Origin of the sequence: Metabacillus sp. 84 (genome assembly GCF_050107715.1) — a bacterium.
Classification (GTDB): Bacteria; Bacillota; Bacilli; order Bacillales; family Bacillaceae; genus Metabacillus_B.
Genome location: NZ_JBNILN010000002.1, coordinates 245,087 through 258,132, shown reverse-complemented (window position 1 = coordinate 258,132; position 13,046 = coordinate 245,087). Strand labels below are relative to the sequence as shown.

At 42.7% G+C, this 13,046-nt stretch carries 13 protein-coding genes; 5 read left to right on the top strand and 8 right to left on the bottom strand.

Annotated elements, in window-relative coordinates:
* Nucleotides 1–5: 5 nt before the first annotated feature.
* From ACQCV8_RS05945 to ACQCV8_RS05925, 5 genes are all read left to right on the top strand, one after another.
* The gene (locus ACQCV8_RS05945; RefSeq protein WP_426843642.1) at nt 6–776 is read left to right on the top strand and encodes a hypothetical protein; all 771 of its coding nucleotides are present in this window, start codon (nt 6–8) and stop codon (nt 774–776) included.
* A 196-nt stretch (nt 777–972) separates the two neighbouring features.
* Nucleotides 973–1,155 carry a hypothetical protein gene (locus ACQCV8_RS05940; protein WP_426843641.1) on the top strand — a complete coding sequence of 61 codons (183 nt, stop codon included), beginning with the start codon at nt 973–975 and terminating at the stop codon, nt 1,153–1,155.
* A complete protein-coding gene (locus ACQCV8_RS05935) occupies nt 1,152–1,604 on the top strand; it encodes a hypothetical protein (protein WP_426843640.1) in 453 nt (150 codons plus the stop codon). The genes ACQCV8_RS05940 and ACQCV8_RS05935 overlap by 4 nt, the downstream gene beginning before the upstream one ends.
* Before the next feature lie 281 nt (nt 1,605–1,885).
* On the top strand, nt 1,886–2,332 hold the full coding sequence (locus ACQCV8_RS05930) for a hypothetical protein (RefSeq protein WP_426843638.1): 447 nt from the start codon (nt 1,886–1,888) through the stop codon (nt 2,330–2,332).
* Nucleotides 2,333–2,343: 11 nt separating this feature from the next.
* Complete coding sequence (locus ACQCV8_RS05925) at nt 2,344–2,742, top strand: helix-turn-helix domain-containing protein (RefSeq protein ID WP_426843637.1); 399 nt, start codon at nt 2,344–2,346, stop codon at nt 2,740–2,742.
* A 38-nt stretch (nt 2,743–2,780) separates the two neighbouring features.
* On the opposite strand, the gene ACQCV8_RS05920 is transcribed toward ACQCV8_RS05925, so the two are convergent.
* The 8 genes from ACQCV8_RS05920 to ACQCV8_RS05885 form a co-directional block, all read right to left on the bottom strand.
* On the bottom strand, nt 2,781–3,530 hold the full coding sequence (locus tag ACQCV8_RS05920; RefSeq protein ID WP_426843636.1) for an N-acetylmuramoyl-L-alanine amidase: 750 nt from the start codon (nt 3,528–3,530) through the stop codon (nt 2,781–2,783).
* A 14-nt stretch (nt 3,531–3,544) separates the two neighbouring features.
* On the bottom strand, nt 3,545–3,781 hold the full coding sequence (locus ACQCV8_RS05915; RefSeq protein WP_426843635.1) for a phage holin: 237 nt from the start codon (nt 3,779–3,781) through the stop codon (nt 3,545–3,547).
* A gap of 14 nt (nt 3,782–3,795) precedes the next feature.
* Nucleotides 3,796–4,062 carry a hemolysin XhlA family protein gene (locus ACQCV8_RS05910; RefSeq protein ID WP_426843634.1) on the bottom strand — a complete coding sequence of 89 codons (267 nt, stop codon included), beginning with the start codon at nt 4,060–4,062 and terminating at the stop codon, nt 3,796–3,798.
* A gap of 66 nt (nt 4,063–4,128) precedes the next feature.
* Entirely contained in the window at nt 4,129–4,323 is a 195-nt protein-coding gene (locus ACQCV8_RS05905; protein ID WP_426843633.1) for a hypothetical protein, read from the bottom strand.
* Between the two features lie 12 nt (nt 4,324–4,335).
* Nucleotides 4,336–6,195, bottom strand: a complete 1,860-nt coding sequence (locus tag ACQCV8_RS05900) for a phage tail protein (RefSeq protein WP_426843807.1) — start codon at nt 6,193–6,195, stop codon at nt 4,336–4,338.
* A gap of 88 nt (nt 6,196–6,283) precedes the next feature.
* Nucleotides 6,284–7,675 carry a hypothetical protein gene (locus tag ACQCV8_RS05895; RefSeq protein WP_426843632.1) on the bottom strand — a complete coding sequence of 464 codons (1,392 nt, stop codon included), beginning with the start codon at nt 7,673–7,675 and terminating at the stop codon, nt 6,284–6,286.
* Between the two features lie 11 nt (nt 7,676–7,686).
* Entirely contained in the window at nt 7,687–8,499 is an 813-nt protein-coding gene (locus ACQCV8_RS05890) for a phage tail family protein (protein ID WP_426843631.1), read from the bottom strand.
* The gene (locus ACQCV8_RS05885; RefSeq protein WP_426843630.1) at nt 8,496–13,028 is read right to left on the bottom strand and encodes a phage tail tape measure protein; all 4,533 of its coding nucleotides are present in this window, start codon (nt 13,026–13,028) and stop codon (nt 8,496–8,498) included. The genes ACQCV8_RS05890 and ACQCV8_RS05885 overlap by 4 nt, the downstream gene beginning before the upstream one ends.
* Nucleotides 13,029–13,046: the final 18 nt, after the last annotated feature.

Genomic DNA, 13,046 nt, shown 5'->3' with positions numbered 1-13,046 from the left:
ATGAATTGAAAAAAGTATTAAGCAGCTTGGTTTTTGGCGGAGTGTTGGTATTGTCAGCTTGTGGAAGCAATGAAGAAGCATCCAAACCAGCAGAGGAGCCAAAAGCAGAAGAAGCACAAACAGAAGCTGAAGCAACTCCTGTGGAAGAAGAAGCAGCTGCTGCAGAAGCTAACGAAGCAGAAGCAGAAACTGAAAAAGCTGAGGATACAGATACTCCCGTTAGCGAAACGGAATCCGGAGAAAAGTACCAAGAGGGCTTCGGACAGATGAAAGTTGTCGGCGTTGGATACAATGAAGAAATCGGGATTGATGGATCGGACGCGCCGGTAAAACCCGTTAAGATGGGCGACATGAATCTCTATATCAATGGTGGGGGGATTATGGATATCGAATTAGATGAAGAAGCCAAATACATGTTTGACGATCAAGATAATGTGCGTGCCATCATTATGGATTTGAAAGCAGAGAATACCGCTGATAAAGACGTTACCTTTCATCCTAATCAGTCCATTATCGTAACAGACACAGGGGAGCAAATTGAGGCAGAAATGATGATGATGGGTGAAGCTGGCGGGGACTTTTTAGGTAAAGTGACAAAAGAAGGGCAAGCATGGTGGCTGGTTAAAGACCTAAATAAAGACATCAAGAAGTTTACTCTAATTGTTAGCCCTGCTTATCTTACAGACTCCATGGAGGAAATGGGAGAAGAGCAGAGAATTGAGTTTGAAGTCGTATCCTTCGAAGAATCAAAAAAGCGAGAAGCAGCCAATAAATAAGATGAAGGTCCCCTCTCCAACCGGAGGGGATTTTTTTTATGTAATTCCTGAAATCTTTATTTTTATCCACTCAAAACCGCAATTTGCTCTAGTGAAATTGCCTTTTTGCCTACCAAACTCAGCTGAAATTGCCTTTTTCGTGATTTCCCATACGGTTTCGCAAGCAGTATGATGATTTCGAAAGGGAGTGGAATTGATGGATTTTAGACAGGTTAAGCATTTTGAATCGTTTGAAGTTGAGGTCTTTAGTAATGGAGAGGTTTATGCAGCTATGGTGTTTCAAGGGGAGGATGATCCGAAGATAGTATCAGTAGAGGCAGATTGTAAGCATAATGCAATTGAGAAGGCCGTGAAAAAGTACATAGGAGAAGATTTATGAAGAAACTTAATTTGACGGGCAGGCGGTTTGGACGGCTAATAGTCCTTAATTTAGTCGGAAGTAAAAAAGGGAAATCTGTATGGACTTGTCAATGTGATTGCGGCAAGGAAATAACAGTTACAGGTGTTAGCTTAACAATTGGCGAGACAAAATCTTGCGGTTGCCTTAAAAGAGACTTAGAAACCGAAAACTTACGCACTCAATATGATAATAAACGTGTAAATGGAATTGTTAAGCCGTTGTTTAAAGGATCTGAGCCTCGTAAGGATAGCAGCACAGGTTATAGAGGGGTAATTAAGTATCAAACAAGAGTATCTGGAGAGGTGCGGTATAAAGCGCGCCTAACTGTTAAAGGAAAAATATATTCAATATCGGGTTTTAAAACTCCAGAAGAAGCTTATTTTAACGGCAGGCTGGCTCTTGAAAAGAAGCACTTACCTAACGATTGAGTCCTTTACCGGACTCGTTTTTTATTTATAGCTCTGTTAAACTTGGCTGTTGATTTCCGCTGCAGGCGCTCGCTTATCCTTGGGCGGGGTCTTACCTGTCCCGCTGCTCTTAGCTCGGAGTCTCACGCCTTCTGCTCCAATCAACAGGTGTGAAAAATCAACACCATGCTTTAACATAGCCTTATTTATAAAAAAATCTAATAAAGGGGTTGCAATGCGATACCGCACAGATTATAATAAGATTAAGAAATGCGATAACGCATAAAAAGGAGGAAGTAACGATGAAAAACGTCATGGTAAAAGCTTGGGAAATTGCTCGTAAAGGTCAAAAACAATTTGGTGGCAAGATTAAAGAATACTTTGCTCAAGCTTTGCAAATGGCGTGGAACATCGTGAAAAAAGAAATGACAAAAACAAACTTTCCTCAAACTTTTAACAAAATCGAAAAGGCTGCCGAAAAGCAAGCAAAGGAATTTTTTGCGGAGTATTTAAACACAATGAAAGCAAGAAACGTCGAAGTGGAAGTTACAAGCTACAGAACAGCTACACTGGTAGCAAACGGAAAAAAAGTAAAGGTCGAATATGACTTTGGTCAATCAGGGCGCCCAGCAGGATCCGCCAGAGACAGAATACCATATTACTTTCGCGTGGATCTTTACAACGATAAAGAACAAAGGAGCACAGCGTTTGGCAAGGACATGAATTTCTTAATCGCAGATTATCAATAAGGGGAGATCATATGTTGGATAACATCATCGGGGTTGAGGAAGCCGCTAAAATCCTTAACATCTCGCCGGGAACGGTAAAGAATAAATGCGCTGCAGGGGATTTGCCAGCGAAGAAAATCGGAAAAACATGGATTATGGATAAAAATCAACTGGAGGAATGGAAAATGAGTAAATACAATCAATTAAATCAATTTAACTCTACCATCATTAAATGGGAAGAAACCGAATTGAGAACGATCGGAAACCCATATTTAGGTGACGACAATGAAACATACCGAGCTATCGCAGTTGATGCGGAAAATAATGAGTATGAGGTCATTTGGGAAATCAATCATCCAGATTTTGAAAATCTTACGGATGAGTCAGAAGCCTGCAGCTGGGAAAGTCCGATACGTGTGACTGAGATATAATAAAAAAAAGCCTCCCCGTATAGGAGAGGCTTTTTCAATTACATTTGTTTCTTAATTTCATCGATGTCCTCCGCAAAGGCTTTTCGCACTTTGTTGAGGTCCCGATAAAACATGTCGATTGTGTTTTTAAGCACCTGGTGAAAGTAGATGTATTCCTCGGCATTGCCACCGTCTGTAAGCTTTAAGCTTTTTAAATAATCCACAACTTTTTGTTGGTTTTCAGTTAACGCCAAAGCATTCCCCTCCAATTCTTGAATTTTTGGTGCAATGACTGCTGACTTCACGGTTTTCTTCTTAAAACGATAAGCTGCTACTTCGGCAAGAAATTCCCCTTTATCAATCCCTGTGCCTGGGCAAGATTTAGGAGCATGCTCTCGATGAAACATCAATTGAGCACCATTTTCATGGATCAAGTATGCTTGCAATTCAATCATCGCTTGTAGCTGAGCGCCTTCTAATTTGTCGTTTCCTTTGTCAAAGTTCCCCACAACTTCCGTCATAAATGAACCCGTGTTGTATCCTGAAATTCCTGCTGGAGCTACATGGAATGGTCGGCCGGTAACAAATTTCCCGTCTGGCATCAAAGAAACATGCTGTCCAATATCAGACCAACCTCGATCATTCATGTGAAAGTTCTTCATTCCCTGCTGGAGCTGCATGTGATTACTGCCATTAAAATTGCTATGGTCCGGCCTGAAAGTATGGTGAAATTGGGAGTATTTAAACTTAATCCCGGTCTTTTTAATACGAGCAATCAATTGTGCTGCAGTCAGTATTTCAAATCCCATCTTAACCCCTCCGTTTAAAGCAGATTATTTCGTTCCAAAACCCTCTTTTGATCCTGCGCTTCTTTGCTGACATAAGTGTTTTTCCAAACGGCCCGAGCATTAATAATAAGAGCAACAGCTGCACCCAGAAGGACCACAAAAGCATTAATGCTTTCTTGATTAAGCCATTCAAAAGCAATTCCGACTGACGCCAAAAACAACAGCAAGGCTGTTAAAAATCCGCTGAGTAATGTAAAGATGTCTTGTTTCATTTTTGTTTCCTCCCTCATTTTTGTAGCATCATGTAAAAGATGGCGATAGCTCCCCCAATGACCCCTGTACAAATAGCAGTCACAATAGCGCCTGTGATGGTTCTTTTAATCCAAGTCGTGTTATCCTCAATCTTGTTTAACTGCGTGTTGATGATAACGATTTGCTGGTCATGCTTATCCGAAGTACGTTCCAGGACATTCACCCGATTTTCTAAGTTTTTCATTTCCGATTTAAGCTCAGTTAGTGGCATATCTAAAGATCCCTCCGCTGTCTGTGGCATAGTAGATCCCCCCTTTCTCTGCCCCTTTGAAATTCCGGATCACCTCCTCAAGCAAAATAAAAAGTCCTATAAAAGGACTAGTTCACCATTCTCATATTTGTACAAATCAATGGTTTCCAGTTGCTCCGTGGTGGCTTCCACGCTTACGGTATACTTCTTAGACCAATCCACACCCGTCGCTTCTTCCAGCAGGACAGGATCACTGGACGTGGCACTAATGATAGTTCCTTCGTCATCTAAATTTAGCCAGATGGTCCACATTTCTATCACTCCTTAACCGTACATGTGGGACGGTGCCATTTGCAGATAAGCTTGTGTATTATCGTGATTGGATCTAAATCGGATGTAATAAAACTTGGTCTTCCCGGTTGGGGTACCCATATCAATGGTGATGGGAATATTCTCGCTCAATCCACTACTCGTTTTCGTCCACGCTACTTGGTTGTCGGATTGGTCAAAGACTGCTACAAAGATAGTCGAATTGCCCTGATAGCTCTTACCGTAAAAATCAAGAAACAAATACCTGGACGTGTGACGCAGCTTAACATACGTAAATGCTTTATAATCCACTCGTATGGTTCGATAAAATGAGCCGTCCAAGACCACGCTGCCATCGTCCTCTATCGCTGGAGGTACCGGGGTTGTAACGCTGTAATCCCAATTGGCCTCCCCGTTGTTTATCAGTTTAAATCCATCTGGTCGCTCAATTGTCATGGCTCCTTTTGCTATATAGAGCCCTGAGCTGTTTATTCTTACAAATTTATTCGGATCGTTTGCATCGATGGCAATTAAATGATTTCCGTCCCAATAAAAAAGATCACTGTCTCCAATGATCTGAATGTTATTCGTAAAGATTTGTCCGGCCGTTAATAAGCTCGTATTGATGCCTAAATGAGTGATCGCCTCATCGAATGTTAATCCTCCATTAGAGGTAATCCCTAATCCGGATGACCGGTATGCGACAAACTTGTTCGGATCCTTTGGATCTCGAGCGATGATTCCCATTCCAGGTGGATACTCTAATTCTGTTAAGGAATTGTTCAGCATTTCAGTTGCACGTTTGACCGCTTCATCGTGAACGTTGTAACGCAGCTTTTTGCTGTTTTTATCCCATATCTGATCAAGCAAGGATTTTTGATAATCAACCAGCTGATTTGCAAATGTCTTTTTGTAGTTGGCTAAAACCACTCTAGGTGATTTACTTGTATCCGGATGCGTTTCAATTTCCATGATACGCAAGTCCACATTAACCCCTAACTCTTCTAGTATGGTCGGAACCACATCCCCTCTTTCGGGAACTGGCTTAGTGTATCCGGCATCTTTTATAACGGTAAACTCAAGCTCCATCGATACATCCGGTTCATCTTGGATGGATCTAGCCAAGTGTTCAAGCAGCGTGCTTTCTTTAGTGATGGTTTCATTCGAATATTCCGGTGCTTCTTTCAGCTCGATATTCCCCTCATCGTCGGTGTACAAATGAGCGTTAGGGCTTGTATATTCCGCGGATACAACTGGAGTTCCGTCTTCGTTGAGCTTACCTGTCCCTCGGATGAACGTAGACAGATTACTCGTATCGATATTCTTTCTGAAAGTTGTAATGTTGTGGTTGTGGCGAAATTGCATGTCAATATAAGATCCGATTTGCTTCCGGACTCGAACTTGGGTCCCAATCACTTCAAACTCTGCTTCAAAAGATTCAATTACTTTATTAAATAGTGCTAAGCAATTGTCATTCCCGAAGTTCTCGAATTCTTTTGTTGAAAAAGAATCAATAACCGCAAAACTATATCTCGTACCGGTAAAGATAAACGACAGCAATACATTGATGGACTTTGCGCCTGTGGTAAGCGTCGTGCTGCGTCTGATATCGACCAAATCATAAAACCGGTGCCTGGCATTCGACACCACTTTAACAGGAGTGTTTCTGATAAGGGTTTCCTGCATGCTTTTTATTCTGTATTCTTGACCTTTATACTCAATAAAATTTTCATTCTCGACCTTAGAAAAGATGTGTTCATTCTGTTCGATCTTAGGCAAATAAAAAGAGAGTGTCCCAAGTTGGTTCACTCCCTCTTTTATGATCAGATCTTTATAGTCCGTCAGGATTTCACTTTGACGCTTGCGATCTGTGATGATTAAAATGATCAGTCACCCCCTTACCCCCGCCTGATGAAATTAGCATTTTAACTTATTGTGCAGTTTGTCCAATAGTTAATTTAATTCACTTAGATTTGTACCACTTATTATTAACGTTTATTAGCCATACCCCACCATATTGATTAAGTGTTAAGTCGGTTGCACCTTCAAAGAAAATATTCCCCGTACCATGTTTTAATGTAATTGCTCCTGTAGTACCATTTAAGAGGAATAATTGCTGTCCATCTGCTCCGACAATTGTGTCGATATTTCCAATTGTTGATAAGACTAAACGTGAGTTACCTAAAGTATCGACACTTGAAGCTGTTTGAGCATCTGTTCTCCCTTTGCTAATAACTCCTTTATCAACTTCTAGTTGCGCATACTTAACTTGTACAGTTGATTTTTGTAGTAGAATCGCACTATCAGTTGTGCTACCAGCTTTCTTTTCGATTTCAAGTTGCGCACCACTACTGCCCATTGAAATACGAGCATAATCGGTGTCGTTGCCATAACCATAGATACGATAACCATTAAATAAACGATCCGTATTCTTTATAGCAATTCCTCTGGTACTCTCGATTCCAAGTGCGCCAGAAGAACCTTGTGCTATTGTTGGTTGAGAACTACCTATATAAAGAAAACCCCATTTACCACCAGACGCTGGGTTTTCATAAACAATCTTTCCGAATTTTACGTTTCCATCTTGGGCAGTAAAAGCTAAATCAGCAAGTGTATTTTCGTAGGCTGAACCAAACCCGGCTTTAATGTTTATAATAAACTGGCCTGTATTATGCACACCTTTATCATTCATTTGGTCAAACATATAATACATGCCCATATCTTGATATTGAACTTGGCTGGCTTCAAAATCTGACGCAAAAATTTTAAATAATCCTCCAACTGCACCGGTTGCTCCTATTGCTTGAAAGTTAGGCATTACGCAAAATTTTGCTGGTTTGCTTGTTCCTGCTGTTGGTTTTAATCCTAAACCTTGAGCTAAAGGCGGTCTAAAAAACTTTAAGTATGATCCATCTGCCGGTAAAACAAAGTAATTACTATCTCCAGATGTAGAAAAGTAAGTACCTCCATCTTTTGAAACTTGTTTATCATTTAAAACCGCAATTTTATCGGCTGCATCTCGGTTCTCGGCATCAATTCGCGTTTTTAGTGTGCTGTATGTCTCTCCGTCAATCCCTACCCTCGCTTGTGCAGCTTCGACTGACGAATCGCCCTCTACTACAATTTGATTAAGTTGAGCCTGGACACTGTCTGCTTTTAGCACAGCTTCATCCGACTTAATTTCAGAAGAGGATGATGTACTGAGTGCCTTTGTTGCAGTACTCTCCGCTAGATTTGATTTACTTTCAATTTCATCCATGTCTTTTCCAAGCTTGGTCATATTCTCATTGTAGTCATTTCGGAATACGCGACCTAAGAGCGCATCTACTAACGGGAGCAGTTTATATCGTGACATGTGCGTACCTCCTATACATAATAAAAACGGAAGTCGAAGGATATTTCGAAGCTTCCGCTTGTGCCTGATAATTTAAATTCATTCCATCCAGGATCCAAAGAAATCAAACCACGGTTGGTATCGTTAAAAACGTTGACACCATTTTTTAAAGATCTTGTTCGATTGATTTCGAGCGTGTCTGCCTGCACCGTCGTCTTATGATATTTCCAGGTGTCCAATGTACTAAGGTTTCTGATTTCGAGATTGTCAGACGGCCCGGTATATCTAATAATAAGTGGGTTTCTTTCAGGGTTAACCACTTCTGTTCCGGCATTAAAAATGCGAAAGGTTGTAGTCTCGTGAATGTAGCTGACATCTTCCAGGACTAAACCTTGACCCACTTGCCATAAGTTAGAATCAAACGTAAACAAATTAAGGGTTGAACCGATTGATTGTGCATACGGTTTTTCCGAGAAGAAATTCAACTCAAATTGTCCTGTTTTAGGGTTAATGTACTCAGGTGTGAAAAGTGTAGAATTTCTAGCAATCCACCGCTTACCCGGTTGCCTTTTGTCGATAATAAAGTACTGTTTACGCGGATCAAACAAACGGTATATTTCATCACGCAACATTTGATAATCCACGTGATCGGCAGCCTTCATCCAAAACTTTGTTTTTAATATCCGGGAGTTAATTTTAGTGCCGGCAATGATTGTACCATCAGTGTATTCGTTATTTTCTTCCTGAAAAGAAGGAGAGAGTGATTCAGGAATGAAACTTAAGCAAGTCAGTCCATACGCCTGCAAATCAATCTCTTGGTTGTTCAAATCTTTAAGAATGATCATGCTTTCACTCCATTCTGAATCATTACTCCTGATAGGTTCGCTTTCTGTTTTCCGTCAATATAATCAAAAATCAAATCCGCCACTCGATAACCGTCTATATTCACCGCTGCTGGATTCACCGTCACATCATTGGATTTATTTAAAATAGCTAACAATAGTTTGTTTTGCTCTAAGAGAGCTTGCAACATACTGTCGTTGTCATTGCCTCGTCCAGCGCCAGGTAATTGATGAGGCCTCTTATTACCTTGTATATCTCTCCCTGCAAGCGCCAGGAGTTTCATGGCATCTGTTCTCCGGCTAGGGTCTGTCGGTATCACCCACTCAGGGAAACCACCCTCAGCAAGCCTATACAAGCCGTCAGAATTAATTAGCCCGCCTGAAGCATACCCTTTATATGCTCCACCTTTAGCCATCGATTTAATGCCTGGCACGTTAAAGACATTGCCGTATCGGCTCTTGATGTATCGGATGGCAGCCACCGCATTATGGACAGGGTTAAAGATGTCATTCATCCCCGACTTTTTATGAGCGTTAAATGTAGGGCCGATGGTCTGCATCAAACCTTTAGACGGGATTCCACGCTTTGCATTAATGTCCCAATTATTGACCGCTCTCGGATTTCCTCCAGATTCTTTCATCGCAATTGTGGAGAGAGGGCCCGCCCATGACTGAGGTACCCCAGTAGCAGCAATAGCCGCCATGATCCACTGCTTCACGTTTCCGGATACTTTTCCGCTACCTTCAAAAAAGGAGCCGATGTTCTCAATTTGCTTTGTTAAAAAGCTTTCCATTGAACCTTTGACTTTATTAAAGCCGCCAACTCCAATGTTTTTCAGCATGCCCGGGAATTGTGGTGTTTGGACCCCAAACAGTTCCAGCGCTTTCTTAAATAACTTTTTAGGATCAGAAATATAAGACCAAACATCCAAGGCACCGTCTTTGACTTTACCTGCAGCATAGGTCGTTGCATCCCATGCTTGGCCGGCCGCTTTTGTGGTAGCACCCCAAGCCTGACCTGCGGCTTTTGATGTATTGCCCCAAGCAGAATCAAGCCAGCCGATTCCGGATGCGTAAGCTGGGAACAGTCCACTCAATAAGGATTCTGTCTGCTTATTAGGCAATACAGACGTTCCTTTCGGGAGGTTGAGAAGTTGGGAGCCTTTTTCTCCAAGTATTGTGTATCCCATACCAGGAACATGAGCGAACTCTCTTCCTTTTTCACCGACAACAGCCGGGCCCCCTGGATGATTGTCTGTGCCTTTCGCATACTTCGGAACTTTCCACTCAGGAACAGTATTCGTGATGCCGACTTTGCCGAGCACCCAGTTTACTCCACCGATCACGCCGTTGATTCCTGTACCCAATAAACCAGCCATAGCGTTGATGACTTTTTTCAGTCCATCTTTGACCTTTCCGGCCATGTTCCCAATACCGTCACCAATCTTCTTTGGTAGTTCCGCTGCTCTTTTGACGATGTTGTCAAACTGACCTTTGATGGCATCATAAATCCCTTTGAATATGCTTTTGGTGTTGGTCAATGCTGTATTCCAGGTAGTCTTAATCTTCGTCCAAATGCCTGTGACCAAGTTGGATACAGTGGTTTTTATACTATTCCAAATGTTCGACAGCACACTTTTTATTGTGTTAAAAATGGTGCTTGTTGTAGTGCTCAGCGTTCTCCAGGTTGAGCTGACAAAGTTGACAATCCCTTTAACTACAGATGTGAAAATGGTTTTAATCGCATTCCATATCGTACCATAGAAGCTTTTCATCGCATTAAAATAGGCCGTTGTTAATCCCTGCAGCTTGCTCCAGCTGCCTTTAACAAAGTTCACAATTGCGTTTATCACCGATGTGAATATGGCTTTTACTCCATTCCACATTGTCGAAAATCCTGAACGGAATGCAAGGAAGAAAGCTTTCGCACCGGTAAGAATTTTTCCGAACATACTCAGCTGTATAAAATTCCAGATGAAATTGATCGCTCCGAAAAACATTTGTTTGATGCCTTCCCACATCTTGCCGAAGTCCCCTGTGAACAACCCAGAAAAGACTTTGATGGCTCCCATGATGATATCAAGAGCGCCCGTGATGACGCCTTTAATGTTGTTCCATACGCTTTGGATGATTATGAGAATTGCCGGCATGAGAAATTCAATCGTCTTAAAAATCCCCATGAAGATTCCGCCCACGATTGTTCCTAAAAACTTGGCCGTGTTGATAATGAAATTGAATATATTTTTAAAGGCTTCCATGATCTGAGCCCCGTCTGTCTGGACGAACGATACTACCTTGCCAATGATTTCACCAATAAATTCCGCAATGGCATTGAACCCAGCTTGTACATTGGTTTTGATTCCCTCGATGATCTGAGATATCTTGGTTACTACTGACTCCGAAAGACCAATGGCGCCCAAGAAATCTATTGCTTTTGCGGTATCTCCTCTAAACAGAGCAAAGATGCCCTCGATTGCATTGCTGATATTACGTTTGAATTCCGAGAGTTTCGCTGCTATGCCATCTGCTTTTTCGGTAAAGCCTTCAGTAAACCCAAGGTTCTTTAGTATATCTCGACCTTCCGAACCATCGCCCTTGAACAAGGCTGTAATCCCTCTCCACGACTCGCTGAAATTGCCGCTGAAAGCAGAAAAGTTTTGGGCGAAGGCATCCAGTTGTGAAATCAACCCTTCTGATAATCCAAGACTCGCCAGTATATCCCGCCCTTGCTGGCCGTCCCCTTTAAACAGTCCTTTAATTCCATTGATAAATGTTTCCACTTCACTAAATGCTTCTCGAAACCAATTTCCGATGCTGCCTATAAACTCCCTGAAGGATTCGGAATTTTTATAGGCGGTCACAAAGGCAGCACCTATCCCGATCACAGCAGCTACTGTTAAACCAATGGGCCCGGTTAATGCGGCCAGTCCTAATCTCAACCATTTAAACAAACCGCCTGCTCTTGCGATGCTCGCAAACATAGGGGCGAAGGCTGATGTAATGTTACCGATGGCGCCAATTAAAGTCCCAACCACCACCAGCACAGGTCCGATAGCCGCTGCGATCCCTGCAACCGCAATCCCTGCTACTTTGGTGCTGTCTGACAGCCCCTTGAACCATTCCACACCTTTTTGCAAAACACCCAGGAGTTTTTCCATGACAGGAGCTAGTGCTGTTTCAATGAGCTCCCATAGGTCAGCACCCACCAGTTTTAGATTCTGCAAAGCAACCTGGAACTTCTGCGCTCCACTCTGAGTGCTATCAAACGTGCTGTCCACAATGCCTTCTGATCCCTCAAGGGAAGTCAAGAGTTCTTCAAATTCGAACCGGCCGCCCTTTATGGCATCGGCAAGGTCAGGACCCGCTTTTGCTCCAAACGCTTCAATGGATAATGCTGTGGCCGCGGCAATGTCCGGCGCCTTTCCAATTTCAGCAAGGGTTTTCTTAAACTCTTCCCGTGGATCCTTTCCTTCCTTGCCCCAACGGGATATGGATTGCTTCAAACCAGACATAGCGATTTCCGCATTGACCCCGGCCTTTTCCCAGCTGGCAAAAAGGGCGACACTTTCGTTCATGTCGAAGCCAAGGGCACGCATCGGAGCCCCATACTTGGTGATGGATTCAAGCAGCTTATCCGCGCTGACCCCTGTGATCTGAGCAGATGCCGCCACAACGTCTAAGACTTTAGCGTAATCATCTGCTTCAATTCCTGCGTCTCCCATCGCTCTTGCGACCAGCTGCACCCCTGTTTTTGCGTCCACTCCAGTAATGCTCGCGAACTTCAAAAAGGCTTCTGTTGATTCTTCCAGCTTTTTGTCTGTAAAAGCAAACCGGGTATTGACTTCGCCCAATGTATCACCAAGGGACGCGGATTCTACAGGAAAATTCCCGTACACGTTTTTAAAGGATCCCTTTAGGCTATCCAGTGTGTCACCGGTCGCTCCTGTGGCCTTTATGACGTTATCCAAGCCTTCATCCACTTCGTAAAAAGACCGGTTAGCTGCAAAGGCCATACCAGCTAAGGGAGCCGTGATGGCGACAGACATGGTTTTCCCCACACTCTTAAATGTGTCACCCACTTTGGTCAACCGGGAACCAGCTTCTTCGACTGACTCACTGAGTTTTGTCCATCCGCTGGCAGAAACCTCTTGCTCTCTCCTGAGCTCCTGTAATTCCTGTGTAGCATTCTCCACATAGCGCTCCAGATTGTTTAAGGCAGCTGCTTGATTGTTGTATTCCCTTGCTGCTTTTTCCGCCTGTTTGGAGCCTTCTCCGTGTTCCCGAACCATCTTCTCGTACTCTGCTTTTGCTTCCTGAGTGATTCGTTTTTGCAGATTGAGTTTATTGTTTAATCCCTGAAGACGTGTTTCGTATTTACCGACTGATTTATCTCCTCGATCAAAAGCAGACATATTCGCTTTCATTTCACTGTTGACCGTTTTAAGCTTATCCTTTAATCCTGTTAAGCCACGATCCAATGCCAATGTGTCTAAATCTAACCCAATAGATAACCCTTGAATGCGTTCGCCCATTTTTGTCCTCCCTTCTTT